This window comes from Lachnoclostridium phocaeense (assembly GCF_959599685.1).
Taxonomy (GTDB): Bacteria; Bacillota; Clostridia; order Lachnospirales; family Lachnospiraceae; genus Claveliimonas; species Claveliimonas monacensis.
The window spans coordinates 45,895-62,381 of sequence record NZ_CAUGIN010000013.1 but is presented as its reverse complement, the minus strand read 5'-3'; the positions used below and the strand labels follow the sequence as shown (position 1 = coordinate 62,381).

At 50.0% G+C, this 16,487-nt stretch carries 13 protein-coding genes; 1 reads left to right on the top strand and 12 read right to left on the bottom strand.

Features of this window, described 5'->3' with window-relative positions; genetic code table 11:
* The first annotated feature begins 43 nt into the window (after nucleotides 1-43).
* Entirely contained in the window at nucleotides 44-2,128 is a 2,085-nt protein-coding gene (locus tag Q5911_RS07755) for a ribonuclease P Rpr2/Rpp21/SNM1 subunit (RefSeq protein WP_303182197.1), read from the top strand.
* A 111-nt stretch (nucleotides 2,129-2,239) separates the two neighbouring features.
* Here the strand turns inward: Q5911_RS07755 and Q5911_RS07750 are convergent, their stop codons facing one another.
* From Q5911_RS07750 to Q5911_RS07695, 12 genes are all read right to left on the bottom strand, one after another.
* Nucleotides 2,240-2,737 carry a hypothetical protein gene (locus Q5911_RS07750; RefSeq protein ID WP_303182195.1) on the bottom strand — a complete coding sequence of 166 codons (498 nt, stop codon included), beginning with the start codon at nucleotides 2,735-2,737 and terminating at the stop codon, nucleotides 2,240-2,242.
* Complete coding sequence (locus Q5911_RS07745) at nucleotides 2,650-2,931, bottom strand: hypothetical protein (RefSeq protein WP_303182193.1); 282 nt, start codon at nucleotides 2,929-2,931, stop codon at nucleotides 2,650-2,652. The genes Q5911_RS07750 and Q5911_RS07745 overlap by 88 nt, the downstream gene beginning before the upstream one ends.
* A gap of 171 nt (nucleotides 2,932-3,102) precedes the next feature.
* Entirely contained in the window at nucleotides 3,103-4,563 is a 1,461-nt protein-coding gene (locus tag Q5911_RS07740) for an ATP-binding protein (RefSeq protein ID WP_303182191.1), read from the bottom strand.
* A 195-nt stretch (nucleotides 4,564-4,758) separates the two neighbouring features.
* Nucleotides 4,759-5,439, bottom strand: a complete 681-nt coding sequence (locus Q5911_RS07735; RefSeq protein ID WP_076779735.1) for a D-lyxose/D-mannose family sugar isomerase — start codon at nucleotides 5,437-5,439, stop codon at nucleotides 4,759-4,761.
* A complete protein-coding gene (locus Q5911_RS07730; protein WP_076779737.1) occupies nucleotides 5,420-6,379 on the bottom strand; it encodes an alpha/beta fold hydrolase in 960 nt (319 codons plus the stop codon). The genes Q5911_RS07735 and Q5911_RS07730 overlap by 20 nt, the downstream gene beginning before the upstream one ends.
* A gap of 10 nt (nucleotides 6,380-6,389) precedes the next feature.
* Nucleotides 6,390-7,766 (bottom strand): citrate/2-methylcitrate synthase, encoded by a 1,377-nt coding sequence (locus tag Q5911_RS07725; protein WP_281725423.1) that lies wholly within the window; start codon nucleotides 7,764-7,766, stop codon nucleotides 6,390-6,392.
* A 22-nt stretch (nucleotides 7,767-7,788) separates the two neighbouring features.
* Nucleotides 7,789-8,685 carry a 16S rRNA (adenine(1518)-N(6)/adenine(1519)-N(6))-dimethyltransferase RsmA gene (gene rsmA, locus Q5911_RS07720; RefSeq protein ID WP_303182187.1) on the bottom strand — a complete coding sequence of 299 codons (897 nt, stop codon included), beginning with the start codon at nucleotides 8,683-8,685 and terminating at the stop codon, nucleotides 7,789-7,791.
* A 21-nt stretch (nucleotides 8,686-8,706) separates the two neighbouring features.
* A complete protein-coding gene (locus Q5911_RS07715; protein ID WP_303182185.1) occupies nucleotides 8,707-9,474 on the bottom strand; it encodes a TatD family hydrolase in 768 nt (255 codons plus the stop codon).
* A 109-nt stretch (nucleotides 9,475-9,583) separates the two neighbouring features.
* Entirely contained in the window at nucleotides 9,584-10,543 is a 960-nt protein-coding gene (locus Q5911_RS07710; RefSeq protein WP_303182183.1) for an Rpn family recombination-promoting nuclease/putative transposase, read from the bottom strand.
* 349 nt (nucleotides 10,544-10,892) lie between these two features.
* A complete protein-coding gene (gene metG / locus Q5911_RS07705; protein WP_303182181.1) occupies nucleotides 10,893-12,791 on the bottom strand; it encodes a methionine--tRNA ligase in 1,899 nt (632 codons plus the stop codon).
* 582 nt (nucleotides 12,792-13,373) lie between these two features.
* Complete coding sequence (locus tag Q5911_RS07700) at nucleotides 13,374-14,681, bottom strand: FHA domain-containing protein (RefSeq protein ID WP_303182179.1); 1,308 nt, start codon at nucleotides 14,679-14,681, stop codon at nucleotides 13,374-13,376.
* An 80-nt stretch (nucleotides 14,682-14,761) separates the two neighbouring features.
* Nucleotides 14,762-16,486 (bottom strand): Mbeg1-like protein, encoded by a 1,725-nt coding sequence (locus tag Q5911_RS07695; RefSeq protein ID WP_303182177.1) that lies wholly within the window; start codon nucleotides 16,484-16,486, stop codon nucleotides 14,762-14,764.
* Nucleotide 16,487 lies beyond the last annotated feature (1 nt).

Genomic DNA, 16,487 nt, shown 5'->3' with positions numbered 1-16,487 from the left:
GACGGATAGACAGCCAAAAAAATATGTGAGGAGGGTTTTCTATATGAGAAAACGGATAACAGGACTGCTCCTGGGCATCTGCCTGGTCGTCTCCATGCTGCCTGTGACGTCGTTTGCCGCAGCTTACATGGCTCACAGCTATGAAGAGTGGTGCGATTTCATTGAGCGGTATCCGGGGGATCAGTTCGGGTATGGCTTTGAGATCTCCGCATCTCAGGGATTCACCTGGCCCGAGGAAGAAGTCACTATCACCATTGAAAAAAACCTGTATGTAAATGGCACCTGGGTGATCCCGGAGAACGTCACCGTTCTGAACCATGCCCAGGTCAACGGCAATCTTTCCATAGAGGGCGTATGGAAAAATGAGGTCAAACAGATCACTGAGACCAACTACGTGACCGGCTCTGTGAGGGGCAATGTGACCGTAAAGGATGGCGGTCAGTTTGTCGCCCAGAACAACGGCAGCAACTTTTCCAATATGACAGTCGAGAGCGGCGGAACGCTGACCATCGATACCTACGGCTCCACCTATGTGGAATCCGGCAAAACCCTGACCCTTGCCTCCGGCGCCATTGTGAATGGAAGCGGCGGCATCCAGCTTGGGGGAACGCTGTGCGGCGAGGGCGTCACGCTGCCCCAGTCCACCTCCATCACTGTCAACGGCAGATACAGCGGCACCCAGGCCGACGCGGTCATCTCAGGGGATGTAACCATCCTCTCCAATGTACGGGTGAGCAGCGGCGCCCTCACCGTCCCCGCTGGCAGCAAACTGACCTGCAGCCAGATATATGTATCCCCCTCCCACTCAGGCGCGGACACGGTGGGTATCCTGCGCATCGACGGGGAGCTGGCAGTGACAAGTCTCATGCTGCTCTCAGGGGATGACACGGCCGACGCCGGCCGCGCGGAAGTGCAGCTTGGCTCTGAGGGCGTGCTGAACATGCAGCCCCGCTCGGAGATTTCTTCCCTCAGTCCCAGCGCCTCCATCACGGGAGACGGGACCCTGAAGCTCTTTGCCCCGTCGAATGAGGCAGGTTTCCCCTATAACTGCCCCACAATTGTTGTAGATTACACCTGGCCCTACATTGATGACGGTCTGGACCTTGCGCTGGAGAGAGGCTATCTGGCCGATACAGTCACCATCTGGAAAAGCTGGGTGGAGGGACTGCAGTGCGACCACGACTGGGTGGCGGGAACGGTGGTGGAACCAACCTGTACAGAGGAGGGGTACACCCTCTACACCTGTTCCAAGTGCATGGCTACAGAGACACGGGACATACAGCCCGCCCTTGGCCATACCTCCGACGGCAACACAGACTGCTCAAAAGACACACTGTGTACACGCTGCGGCACTGTCCTCATTCCTTCCGGGCACCAGTGGACAGCAGACACCTCCCAGGAAAATAAGATCATCTACACCTGCACACGCTGCGGCCAGGAGACTGTGTACGAGCTTTCACTTAAGGATGATATGCAGATCGGATTTTCTTCCGAGGCCCTGGCTTCCCTCTCAGAGCAGGCTATCGCCGCCGGATATGAGACCGTTCTCATCACCTCCGGCGAGGCGGACACAGAAGACCTGACAGAGGCCCAGCAGAAGACAGCAGCCTCCCTGTCCGATGACGTAAAGGTATTTGATGTCACCCTGCAGGCCGTCACCTACAGCGCCGATGGTACGATTGAAAAGTCCGAGGCGCTCCACGACTTTGACGGAACTGCCACCGTCCGCCTGCCCTACGATCTCCCCGCGGACATGACAGGCCGACAGCTCAAGGCCTGCTATCTGGCAGAGGACGGATCCACAGAAGACAAAGGCGCCGTCTCCTACAGTGAGGGCATGGCTGTCTTCACCACAGACCACTTTTCTTCTTACGCAGTGTATACGGCAAAGACCAGTGAGCAGCCCGGCGGAGGTTCCGGCGGCTCTGGCGGTTCTGGAAGCGGTTCCGGAAGTTCCACAGAAGAAGGCTTCTCTGCAGGCAGCGCGCAGGGGACTCCTTCCCAGGATCACACTGGGACAAAAGCTGTAAAGACCGGGGATACAAACAATCTGACGCTGATCCTCCTCCTTCTTTCAGCCTCCCTTGCGGCAGGCTGCGCAGGAATGGCAGTAAGAAAGAAGAAGTAAGAGCGCGTCTGAAAAGAAGCATACAAAAATTTGTCCGAAAATGGAGCGGCCATGGTGGCCGCTCCATTTTCGCTCTCTACACATGATTTTATTTTCCCTTTTACTGGTTATCTAAAGCTCCAGCGCCTTAAAATGCATAAACCGCATTCTGGGCTTTCCCTGTTCTGCAAAAAAGGCATCAAGTCTCCGGCACATCTTCTGCAGCCAGGCATGAGAATCTCCCGGACACAGAGGATCATATATCTCCCTGTAGCTCTCAAGGAGCTGGATAACCAGCGCGTCCAGCCGCTCTCCGCCGGTCATGGTGTGTTCCCTGTCAAGTGGAAGATATCCAAGTAAATCAAGCTGCTCATTGACGCTTTCAAGACAAATTGCCGGCCCGTTCAGTATGATCAGATGCCGCAGCATGGTCCTTCGCGGGATCTCACCCTGGAGACGCATCTGCCGGCGCAGCTCCGAGTCATAGCGGGTACTTGTAATGTGTTTTCGCAGAGTCCTGATGCTGCGCTCCCCCGGCACGGTCACATAGTGGAAAGCATCTGTAAAATAAATGTGCCGGAAATATTTTCCTCTCTCCTCAGGCCGGATATGCAGGGAGCACTGTTCCATTTTTCCGGCGTGTCATAGACTGTCTCGCTGCGGTCAAAATACCCCTGGATAAGAAATCTTTTTTCCTCTTCTGTCAGTTCCAGTGCTCCTGCCAGCCGCAGACACTGCTCCCGGTTCACCGGCGTGTAACGGCCGGTGCGCCAGTAGCGGATCTTGAGACTCTCCGTCCCAGTCCGGGGCTCTCTCCCCAGCATCCTTTCTCAGAGGAGCCGGTCCGCCCCGGACGTCTGAAGGCTCTGCCTGGCTGTGTCAAATATCTTTTTTTCTATGTGCTTTTTCTCTTCTTCTGTCTTCATACAGTTTGTCCCCTTCTGTCCTTCTATAGTGTTTATTCGCACCAGAAGGGCAAAAGGGGACAAAGAATTTTATATTTCTGTATAAAACAACTGTTTGGGACTTTTCGGCTTATCCGGCATACTCATCTTGATCTTCCCCTGCTCTACAAGAGGCATAACATACCTCTGAATCGCATAGGTAGTTGAACTCAGTCCCAGGAAGGCACCGATTTCTTTTTTCGTGCGGGGCGTGCGGCAGTAAAGGAGAAGGCTGCTCTGAAGATCTTCTTCATCGCTCTTCCTTCTGTTATCCCGCTTCCCATCATTTTCATCCCTCTTCCGAAAGCAGACTGCAAAGCTGCCTCTCGCATCTGTAAATTCCGGTTGTGGTAATCCACAGTGCTCCATTTCCCTGCGGATTGTGGGAATGCCAGAGTACCGATTCTCCGTAATATCCAACACTTCAAGCGCCATAGCCAAAACTGGGTTTCTTGTGTCCGGCTGCACTTTCCCGAGCTGATCCACCTGGATCCTGCCGTAGATCCCACCAGGATTTCTAATCTCCATCCGGTCTTCAAAAAGCAAAAGTTGTATCGGCATGGCCTCCGTATGCATACTGTAATCCCGATGCACCAACGCATTTAACACAGCTTCCCTGACAGCAGTCAATGGATAATCTGTCCGATCCGCCCGCTTTCCTGTGTAGGGGTCTATAATTGTTCTGTGATGCATATTCCGTCTCACGAACTGCAATGCTTCCTCCAGCATCTGGGGGATATTCCCTTCGATTCTCTGATTGTCTGTAAATCTCTCCCCCTGCTCTCCGGTATCTCCCATCTCTGTCCCGGGAACTACAGAGGCTATAATACCAAACCCGGGAAAAAAGGCCTGCGGATAGGGACTGAACAGCATAACTGTACTCAGAGTCAGACTGCCATTCCTTGTCACGCTCATCAATTCGCTCACAGTCTCATCGGACAGACTGGCAAGGTTTGGTTTTCCCTCTTTGAGCTTTCCTATATAATCATACAGCTTTTTCTCATCAACAGTCTGCATTGTAGCTCTCTCCACGACACGAATATCATCCTGATACTTTTTCCGAAATGCCTCATAACTGTATATCTCATATTCTGTCATATGCTCATCGCTGTCTCCTGACCGGATGTAGGAGCCCTTGATCCGCCCGACCCCCTTGTAATAGCAGGGTCTCTCTGTAAGGTCCACAGCTGGAATCTCTGCCGCCACAAAGCTCTTCCCATCTTTTTCCGTCACTGTAAAAAGTGGCCGCACCACTGGCTCCATTTGCAGACATTGGTTATTCACCTGCTTTTGCAGATCCTGAGGATCATAAACTCCCACTTCCCGGAAATTCTGGTTTTCATCTACTCCAAATACAATCACTCCGCCATCGTCCTGATTTGAAAAACTGGAAAGCGTATCAAATAATTTCTTCGGACAGCCGTCCGCTGCCGACTTTACTTCCAATGTCTGTGTTTCTGTCTTTTGTTGTTGTATACGATTTAAAATTATTTCAAATTCTTCTATTGTCATTTTAGATTTCACCTCTTATTTTAGATTTTACATCAAAATCTAAAATTATTCAACAAATTTGCAATGTGCATTTTAAATTCCACTCAAAATTCAAAACGCACATTGCAAATTTATAATTTAAACTGTAAATCTAAAATCAGAATATCAAATTTAAAATCCTAATTTTACATTCTTCATCCTACAGCACTGCCTGATCTATTCCGCTGCCGGATACTCATTGCACAGCAGCCTGTAAGGCTCCTCATCCTCCTCGATCTCGGGGAACCTTCCTACATTTTCATAGAACCGATTGTCCGTGTTGTCGTCATTGCACATGGACACTTCCCCCAAGAGGACCGGGCCGCTTCCCTCCTCCACGTCAAAGTCGTGATACAGGTAGGGCGTGATGGTGATGGACTCTCCCGGGCAGAGCCTGATCTGGGTTCCTGCCGGTACGGTATAGGTATGTCCGTCGCAGTGAACGGTCACCGGCGTGTCCGCAAACTCTTCTTTTTCATTGGAATTGTACACCCGGATCAGCACATTGCCGCCGCCCCGGTTGATGATATCCTCCATCTTGTTCCAGTGAAAATGCATGGGGGAGTGCTGTCCTTCTTTTATATAAAGGAGCTTCTCCGCATAGGGCTTCGGATACTTCTCATCGTGCACGTTGCCGTTGCGGATGGTGATAAGGGAAAATCCCACTTTGTCGAAGTCCCCAAGGCCGTAATCTGTGATATCCCAGCCCAGCCCGTTGTCCCGGATCTCATCGTACTCGTGCCCTTTTGTCTTCCACTCCTCCGGTGTGAAATGACAGAAGGGCGGAAGGCTGATCCGGTACTCATGGATCATGGCCTCCATCTCTTTTAATGCCTGGTTAATTTCTGAACGCTTCATTTTTCTCCTCCCTCTGCCCCACATGCTCTTCCATCCACCTGTACAGATCCTCGTACACCTGCTGCCGGTCCTGCTCATTAAGCACTTCATGCCGGTCGTTCTCATAGAGCTTCATGCTCACGTCTTTCACTCCCGCTTCTTTGTACAACCGGAAGAGCTTTTCCACATCTTTTCCAAAATTGCCCACCGGGTCCTTCCCGCCGGACATAAACAGCACCGGAACGGTCCTTGGAATCCGCAGGGCTCCTTTCTTTCCGGCGATCTGCTTCATTCCCTCAAACATCTGGTAGTAGCCGTTGACTGTGAAGGTGAAGCTGCAGAGCGGATCTGCCTCGTACTTTTCCCGCATCTGGATATCTGAAGTGACCCACTCCCGCCTGCTGTCGCAGGGCTCAAAGCTGCGGTTGTATCCGCCCAGTCCCAGATTATCTATCAAACGGCTCCTGTAATCCCAGCCCTTCACCGCTGCCAACAGCCGGCACAGGAGCTGTCCCGCACACAGGACAGGCACGCTCTTAGATCCCGTGCCCATGATAATGGCGCCCGCAAGGCCCCTGCCGTGCTTCAGAAGATACTGGCGCAAAAGGAATGATCCCATACTGTGTCCCAGCATAAAATAAGGAACGCCGGGATATCTGTCCCCGGCGCGTTCCCTGAGCGTATGGATATCTCGGATGACACAGGCATTGCCATCCGGCTCATGGAAAAATCCATACTTTTCTTCTGATGTAACGGATTTCCCATGCCCCAGATGATCATTTCCTGTTACATACCATCCTTTTTCTGCAAGCCAGGAGGCAACCCCGTCATAGCGGTCTATGTATTCCACCATGCCGTGGCTGATCTGAAGCACTGCTTTCACCTCGCCCTCCGGGATCCATTCCACACCGTGGATATCCGTCTCTCCATCCGCGGACGGGTAAAAGAATTCTCTCTTCATATTCTTCCTCCTAGCGGTCCTCCATCTTGACGTAGTCTCTGTGTTCTGCCAGCGCTTTGTACGCGGGGCGGATGATCTTGTCTACATTTTTCAGCTCTTCCAGCCTGTGGGCGCTCCAGCCCACAATGCGGGCCGCCGCAAAAATAGGTGTGTAGAGAGCCTGGGGCAGCCCCAGCATGCTGTACACAAGTCCGCTGTAAAAGTCCACGTTGGCGTTAACGCCCTTGTAGATCCTTCTCTTCTCTCCGATCACTTCCGGAGCCAGATGCTCCACCGTCTCATAGAGGGCATACTCTTTCTCGTATCCTTTTTCAGCGGCAAGCTGCTTTACAAATTTCTTGAAAATATCTGCACGTGGATCGGAGACAGAGTACACCGCGTGCCCCATACCGTAGATCAGTCCCTTCTGATCAAAAGCCTTCTTGTCCAGCAGGTCGCACAGATACTGGCGGACCTCATCTTTGTCTTCCCAGTCATGGACATTTTTCTTCATATCCTCAAACATCTGCGTCACTTTAATGTTGGCGCCGCCGTGTTTCGGTCCCTTCAGGGACGCCATGGCAGCCGCGATCGTAGAATACGTATCTGTGCCCGACGATGTGACAACATGGGTGGTAAAGGTAGAGTTATTTCCGCCGCCGTGATCCATATGGAGTACCAGCGCCATGTCCAGGATCTTGGCCTCCAGCTTTGTGTACTGGCGATCTTCACGGAGCATCATCAAAATGTTTTCCGCCGTGGAGAGCTCCGGTTTGGGTGCATAGATAAACAGATCTTCTCCCATACGGTAATTATAGGCATGATAGCCATATACCATCATCATGGGGAACTGGCTGATCAGATTCAGGCACTGGCGGAGCACATTGGGAATGGACGTGTCATCTGCCTTTGCGTCATAGGAATACATGTTCAAAATAGAGCGGGAAAGACTGTTCATCATGTCACGGCTTGGCGCTTTCATAATGACATCTCTCACAAAATTGGGGGGAAGCGTTCTTCTCTCCACCAGCGTGTCATGGAACTTTTTCAGCTCCTTCTCACTTGGAAGCTCGCCAAAGAGAAGCAGATATGTGATCTCCTCAAATCCATAGTGGTCTGCATCCAGGAAACCTTTCACAAGCTCTTTGATGTTATATCCCCGATAGTAGAGTTCTCCCTCGCAGGGCACTTCCTGTCCATCCACCACCTTCTTGGCGATAATATCAGATATGTTGGTAAGTCCTGCCAGAACACCTTTTCCGTTTAAATCACGAAGACCTCTTTTTACCTCATATTTTGTATAGAGCTCTTTATCAATGGCAGTATTTTTTTCACAGAGTTCTGCCAGATGCTCGATCTCCGGCGTGATCTCAAAAAGTGCTCTTGCTGCTGGATAATGTTTCTCCATCTTCTGTTCTCCTCTCTTTATTCTATTCATGATTGTCAGGCTGCCCATTTATCTTCCGATAAATGATATTACTAAGCAGCGCGAAGTCTTCCAGTGTCAGAGTCTCTCCGCGTACACCGGGCCCTTTGCCCAGCTCCTCTATACTCTCTTCAACAATTTCCCTGGGAAGATCCAGCTCTGCTGAGTTTTTCAGTCCATTTGCCAGCGTCTTTCTGCGCTGGTTGAAAGATGCCCGTATCATGCGGAACATCAATTTCTCATCCTCCACCCGGACCGGCGGTTCCCGGTGCACAGTCAGCCTTATGACTGCAGACCCGACTTTGGGCCTGGGCATAAAACAATTGGGAGGCACATTTGCCACAATATAGGGCTGCGCATAATACTGCACGGCCAAAGAGAGGGCACCGTAGTCCTTTGTCCCCGGCCCCACCTGCATCCGGTCTGCCACTTCTTTCTGCACCATCACAGTTATGCTCTCAATAGGCACATGGCTCTCAAAAAGCCCCATGATGATGGGCGTTGTGATATAGTAGGGAAGATTGGCCACCACTTTCACTGGCTTTCCGCCATTTTCTTCGTCCACCAGCTTCTGAATATCCATCTTCAGTATGTCCTGATTAACAATATTTACATTGTCGTAATCCTTCAGGGTATCTGCAAGAATCGGGATCAGCGCCTTGTCGATCTCCACCGCTGTCACCTTACCCGCTGCCGCAGCCAGATACTGCGTCATAGTTCCGATGCCGGGGCCGATCTCCAGAACATAATCGTCTTTTGTTATATCGGCCGCCGCAATGATCTTATCCAATACATGGGTATCTATAAGAAAATTCTGTCCAAATTTTTTTTGAAAGGAAAAATTATATTTTTTCAGTATCTCTATTGTATTCTGGGGATTTCCCAGTGTAGGTATGGGCATCGCCCCGCCTCCCTCCATCATTTAGTCTCTCATGCCGTATAATATTCTGGCGTTTTTCTCTGTCTGTGCCACGACTTCTTCACAGGAAATTCCCTTGATCTCTGCAATCTCTTTCACTACATAGGGAAGGTTCAAAGAACTGTTCCTCTTCCCTCTGTTTGGCACAGGTGCAAGATAGGGACAGTCTGTCTCCAGCACAATGGATGAAAGAGAAATATCTTCCACCACTTCCTTAAGCCTGCGTCCGTTTTTAAATGTGACAACACCGCCCACACCTATGAAAAAGCCCATCTTCACATATTCCCGGGCCAGCTCTTTTGAATAAGAAAAGCAGTGGATCACCCCCATAAGTCCCCGGGCATGTGACTGCATGATCTCCAGCGTGTCGGCCGCCGCATCCCTGCTGTGTACGATAACCGGCAAAGACAACTCCCTGGCCAGCTCGATCTGACGCACAAACCACTTTTTCTGCACCTCCCTGGGTGCCTCATCCCAGTAATAGTCCAGTCCGATCTCCCCCACGGCGACAACCTTATCCCTGCCGCACAGCCCGCGCAGCTCCCGAAAACTTTCCTCGTCCAGCTCTCCTGCGTGATCCGGATGAACCCCAACGGCTGCATAGATAAAAGGATAGGCTTCCGCCAGAGAGATGGATGTCCTGCTGGATTCTATAGAAGCTCCCACATTGACGATCGCTCCGACACCGCCCTCTTCCATGGAGGCAAGAAGCGCGTCTCTGTCCATATCAAACTGTTCGTCGTCATAGTGTGCGTGAGTCTCAAAAATCATGCTGTTTCCATCCAATTCCATTTCTGATCTAAAATTAGTAGAACAATTATACCATAATTTCTCCCCAATTCATATAATATGAAAATTAATTTTTTGTTAAGGATTTGGGTTACCCTCTTGCCCGGAACTCCTCTTCCAGCTTTTGGATCTCTTCTATATTCATGCCGGTCAGGTCCGCAATCATCTCAGGATCCATGCCTTTCTCCAGCATACGAAAGACAATATCCTGTCTCTCCTGCCGTATACCCTGCTGCAAACCCTGCTTCATGCCCTGCTCTCTCCCCTCCTGCAGACCCTTCTCCATGCCCTCCTGCAGGCCCTTCTCCATGCCCTCCTGCAGGCCTTTCTCCATGCCGGTTTCCCAGGCGCTGCTCATGATGGCATCGTGGTCCCTGATGGCCTTCTGTCTGGCCTCGTACTCCAGCCTGGCCCTCTCGTCCGCGCTCATCCTCTCCAGCTCCCTGTATGCCTCCTCAATATATTCACTTGTACCTGCCATATCCTCCAACTCCTTCCGGTTCTTCCCTGCCAGGAAGCGCATCCAACGGATGACCTCATCATCACTCTGCAGTTCTTCCGGCAGCTTCTTAAGCTCCAGGATCTGCATCTCCAGAAGGTCTGTGTACTTTTTCCCTGTCTGTTCATCACACAGGCTGATGATCCGGTGGCATTTCTCGTCATCCGCAAAGCGGATAAAATCCAGTATGCTCACATGGATACACTTTTTCAGTTTCGTGTAGGGATCGCCCCTTCCGATCTGCTCTGTGTACATTTTGCTCAGATAGAACAGAGACCTGGCGTCCCACTGTCCGAACGGGTAAGCCTGCATCTCCATATTGATCTGAGCCCCGTCTTCCATCAGGGCCCGGACATCCAGGATGCCCAGCTTCTCGTCCGGGTATTCCTGCCGCAGCGCCGTGGGGAGCAGCACCGTCTCCCGGACAGCCGCCGGGTCTGTCCCCAGCAGGGCAGCGATAAAGCCTTTCCGCACTTTGGGATTGTACATCAGTCCCTTAAAACACACATCCACGGTGGGAAGCATGATAAAATTGTCATTTTTCTTCGTCACAGTCTTCTCCTTTCCTGCTTGTCTCATACAGGAAAGAGCTCTGCTTTCATATTAGCACATTTTCCAGAGCCATCAAAGGCGAAGCCCTGTTCCTGCATTATTCCTTTTGTTTACAAATCGGATCTAATGCCTGGAATACAGGCTCCGAAAATAAGATATCTGCTGCTTTGAACATCTGCAGCATGAAGATAGATCTTACAGGCAGCGTACATTGCCACCCAACTGATTTTAAAATAACATAATCCGATTGATTATGCAATCCATTTCCCGCTTTTTTCATAATTTTGTTTTCATAAAAAAGCTGCGGAGGTTATACTCCACAGCTTTTTCTTTATGACAGGCCCCTTTTCTAGCAGATCTCTGCTCCTGCCGGCATTTCTTTTTCCGGTGTCATGAGAGCCAGATTGCCGTCTGCATCTTCCGCGCAGAGCAGCATTCCCTCGGAGAGAACGCCAGCCAGTTTCGCAGGTTTCAGGTTCACAAGGACCATGACCTTCTTGCCTACCATCTCCTCAGGCGTGTAGTTGGACTTGATGCCGGACACGATCTGTTTGATCTGGCTGCCCACGCGCACTTTGGAGCAAAGCAGCTTCTTGGACTTCTTCACTGCCTCGCACTCAATGATCTCGCCTACCTGGAACTGCATTTTTCCAAATTCCTCAAAGGTGATCTCCGGTTTGGCCTCTATGTCGATGACTTCTGTCTCCTCTTCTTTTTCCTCCACAGCCGGGTGAAGCTCCTCCACCTTTTTCATGACTTCTTCCAGATCCAGCCTCTGGAAGAGGATCTCCGGCTTCTCTGTCACCTTGCCATCTCCCAGCTGTGCCAGGATCTTCTCTGATGTCTCAGGCATAAAAGACTCCAGCGCTCTGGCGCCGGCCTTGATGCTCTCGATCAGATTGAAGAGCACTGTCTCCAGGCGGTCTTTCTTCGACTCATCTTTTGCCAGAGCCCAGGGCATAGTCTCATCAATATATTTGTTGCAGCGTTTGAACAGGGTAAAGATTTCTGTGATGGCATCCGCCACGCGGAGGTCTTCCATCTTCTTTTCCACTGCTTTCGGCATATTCTCTGTCACAGCCTTCAGATCTGCGTCTACTTCCTCTGCGGCGCCCTTGTCAGTCACAGTTCCGCCGAAATATTTGTTTGTCATGGAAATCGTACGGTTTACCAGGTTTCCAAGGGTGTTTGCCAGATCGGAATTCATCCTCTCCACCATCAGCTCCCAGGAGATCACGCCGTCATTGTCAAAGGGCATCTCATGGAGAACAAAGTAGCGCACTGCATCCACGCCGAAGAAATCCACCAGCTCGTCAGCGTAGAGAACATTTCCTTTGGACTTGCTCATCTTGCCGTCTCCCTGAAGAAGCCAGGGATGGCCGAACACCTGCTTCGGAAGAGGCAGATCCAGAGCCATCAGGAAGATGGGCCAGTAAATAGTATGGAAACGGATGATATCTTTTCCGATCAGATGAAGATCTGCCGGCCAGTTTTTCTTAAACTGTTCTGTGCTCTCCCCGTCACAGTCATATCCGATCCCTGTGATATAGTTTGTCAGTGCGTCCAGCCACACGTACACTACGTGATCCGGGTCGAAATCCACCGGAATGCCCCATTTGAAGGATGTTCTGGACACGCACAGGTCCTGCAGTCCGGGAAGCAGGAAATTGTTCATCATCTCATTTTTCCTGGACACCGGCTGGATGAACTCCGGATGGGTATTGATATGCTCGATGAGCCGGTCTGCATATTTGCTCATTTTAAAGAAGTAGGCCTCTTCTTTTGCCGGCTGCACCTCCCGGCCGCAGTCCGGACATTTGCCGTCCACAAGCTGGGACTCTGTAAAGAAGGACTCGCAGGGTGTGCAGTACATTCCCTCATAATATCCTTTATAGATATCTCCCTGGTCATACAGCTTCTTGAAGATCTTCTGCACCTGTTTTTCATGGTCTGCGTCTGTAGTGCGGATAAATTTGTCGTAGGATGTGTTCATCAGATCCCAGATCCGCTTGATCTCCCCTGCCACATTGTCCACGAATTCCTTTGGCGTAACGCCTGCTTCCTCAGCCTTCAGCTCAATCTTCTGGCCGTGCTCATCGGTTCCTGTCTGAAAGAACACATCGTATCCCTGGCTTCTTTTGTACCTTGCGATGGCGTCCGCCAGTACGATCTCGTAAGTGTTCCCGATGTGGGGCTTGCCTGATGTGTAGGCAATGGCTGTTGTAATATAATACTTCTGCTTTTCCATACTCTCTTCTCTCCTTTATAAATAAAAAAGTCCTCCCTGACTTCCTTGGGAAATCAGAGAAGACGAATTTACCGTGTTACCACTTCTCATTCACTCCTGCCTCACAGCAGAAATCTCGTCAGGTGCCGGCATGGCCGACATCTCTCCGCTATAGAGGGCGGTCCCTTCGCAGACTTACATTGAGCACTTAGCGAGGTTTTTTCTGTTCGTCTGCGCCGCTCGGAAGCCATCTTCAGCCCGCTTCCATCCATTCCCTCTCAGCATACGGAAATTTCTCTGTAAAACTTTTCCGGACCTACTCTCTTCGTCACAGCGTTTCTGTTATGAAAAATAATCTGTTTCAAATCGTAGCACAGGGGAAGAGAAATGTCAAGGCGTCCGGCCTTCCTAAAACTAGGCTTCATAAAAACATCCGTAGCACTTGGTTTATTGTTTGCGGCAGTAATCTGCACAATCAACCGCTCCATATTCGCATTCAGCTAATGCTGAATAGACCGGATTATTGCCACGGGTGCTTCCCTTCTGAAGCTGTTCATTTCTTTTACATTTTTCCTCGTATCCCCCATTGTATTTCATATTTCATTATCCGATGCGGACTGTAAACTCCTCATCTCCCATTCGGACTACATCGCCGTTTGAAATCCTTGTGTCAACACCTGCTTCCAGCACATATCCGTTAATGAAAACACGGTTCGTAGAGTGGTTATCCTGTATGTAACACACTCCATCACGTATCGTAATGAGTGCATGTCTGCGGCTAATCGCCGTATTATCTGTAATACAGTAATCTACATACCCCGCATCCTTGCCAATCCAGAATGACTCTTTGTTTATGCAGATATCCTCTCCTGTCTTCCGGCGGATCAGATGGACCATTTGCAGCATGCCGTTATTGATCATTTGCCCGCCCAGAAGCGTTGTTTCTCCATAAGACTGCTCCTCTGTCTGCTGTGGTGCTACGCTCTGCTGCGGCTGGCACGGCTGCTGTGGTGCTGTGTTCTGCTGCGGCTGATATGACTGCTGTGGCGCTGCGTTCTGCTGCGGCTGGTACGGCTGCTGTGTCTGATGTGTCTGCTGGGGATTCATTTCCAGAGCCTGCATCTTGCCGCGGTACTGTCTGAGCAATATTCCAAAGCAGATACTTGCCGTAGCCATACCCGCATTGCCAAGGAACCCGAATATAGACAGCCCTGCCAATGACGAGAGGGCTGAAATTGCCGATCCGGCTCCCTCGAGATAACAGATAATCTCAACAAATAAAGATACCCTTGCGTTCGGACGGCCTGTAACCAATGTTTCTTTCATTTGTTTGACCATTCCGCTCAGTTTTACATTATAAATGACATCTATCGAACAGATTGCCAATAAAACAAGCATTACCAGAACAAGGATTACAACAACCGACGCACCGTCTCCATAATATCCAGCCAGTGAACCAGTCCCGATTATAGCAAGAAGGCCTATAATTGCCACTGCAAAAACTGTGATACAGGAAAAGACGAGCTGTATGATCACGATCACCCGCACCATTGTCAGCCCTGTTGCCGCGATTCCCGGAAGCTTATTTTGCCTGGCAGCGGCAAAAATCATCCATATCCCCGCCACAGCTACCATCGCCGGAAGCAGGCTGAACAGCGTAGAAATCACCGACGTGCCGCCAAATACTCCTGAAAGGATCTGCATGGTTTCATAATCCATGCTGCTGTATGCTCCGGACTCTGCCATGATGCGGTTCATCATGCTCATGAGCCCTGACCCGCCTGAAAACGATCCGAGCAGTTCAAACAGCACATACGCCGAATATCCGATCGTTCCTACAAGAAACAATACGGACGTCGCCATTGTCCTGATCACGTTTATGGTTCCATTTTGTACATTCTGAGTGTTCATAGTTTCTCCTCCTCATTCGTCTCCTTCTATAAGACTGTATTATTTAACTTCCGCAGTGCATGCGGAATGTTAAAACTTTTTCATCCACCGAGTTCGGCAGCCTTCTGCTCTATCCTCTGTCTCAGCGCCCTTAATTCTTCTGTTGCCTGCCTCAGCCGGCCGGCATTCCTGCGGTCTGCCTGGTCTGCCTGATCATAAATACGATCCATACTGCCCCGGCAGATCCTGCTAATTTCTGATACCCTCTCGAAATAAGCATTAATACCTCCAATTGCATTTGGAATAAACAGGGTGTCATACCACTCTTCTCCTGCATACTGCGTCCACCCTGACACCGAACCATAAGTATCCGCCTCCACAGCGGCGATCGCACTCATCAGTATTCCATATGTACGTTCCGAGAAGTCCCTGATCTTCCCCTCTTTGCAAACTGCATCCCTGCGCACAGTATCTGCATCGAACTCCGGGATACTCTGATACTCTGCCTCAATCTTTTTCCACAGTTCTGGCAGATCGATCTCCGTTCCAAGTTTTTCACCCAGCCAGCCGCTTACAAACCATAACAGTACACCTATGATGGGATCACTTTTTCCATCCCGGATTTGATCTATAATAAGGTTCAGGATTCCGCCAGCATCCGATATCAACTGCTCCAGTGATTTATCATGTTCTTTTGCTGCATCTTCTACTTCGCCAAGTAATTCAGTCACACCAAGTACTTCTGCCAGACTTCGGATCTCATCTTCCGAGACATTGTATGTCTCCACATATTTGATAAAATATGCCAACACTTTCGAGAGCATATCTGGATCAGAAAGCATATATTCAATAAGATTATCAGGGGTATATACCTTTCCGTCCACCTCAAAATGCGTTTCCGAGACGAAGACAAGCGCCAGGATATGACCGATATAGTCTCCTGCTCTCTCCCTTTCTTCCTCAGGCATCACATTGATGATAAATGTTGTAAATTCATGAAGATATATCATAACATCTTCTCGTGCCCCCGGAAGGAGAATAGTATTTCCATCCCCATCATTGCGGATATGCCATCGGCCTTCTTCATCTTGATAGAACTGATAAAAAGAAGATGGACAGTGGTTTTCCGCCCCGATTACACTGGCATCCCCATCGATGCAGATTTGATCGGCTCCCGGAACTGGAAACATCAGGATACTCACAAAATCCCCTTCCAGATAATAGTTCTTAATGCAGTGCCCCTTCTTTCTTATTTCCGCATAATATTTATCAAGGAACTCTTGTGAAAATCCCTGGCCGTCCATGGAGATGCACCGGTCAATTTTATCCGAGAGGATCGTCACATACTGTGCCTTATTTCCGCCCTTAGAATGTCCAGCCACCGTAATATTGTCATAGGGAAGATTTTCGATATATTCCAAAGCATCCTTCTGCCGCTCTGTATCAGATGTACCGAGACCAATAGCATTATCTATCCATTCGTCCTGTCCGCTTGTTCCCTTGAATACAACAACAGCATGCTCAGGATTGTCCGGGTCATTAAAACATATCGCAGGAACTGAGTCGTCTTTATTCACAATATCCAGACTGTACAAATCCGGATCACTTTTAATCTGACGTATGATCGCCGCCCATTTCTCAGCTCCTGTATAGTTAAATGACGCCCCAGAATCTTCCAGTCTTTCCAGCGCATCATCATCAAACTGCTGGAGCAGATCCTCCACGCTGTCATACGGACCAAGAAGTACTCCGGCTGCAGTCGCCACATCGTCTGTAAGATAAGTCAATTGCTCGAGCAGCATGATCTGTTCATCTGTAAGATACATA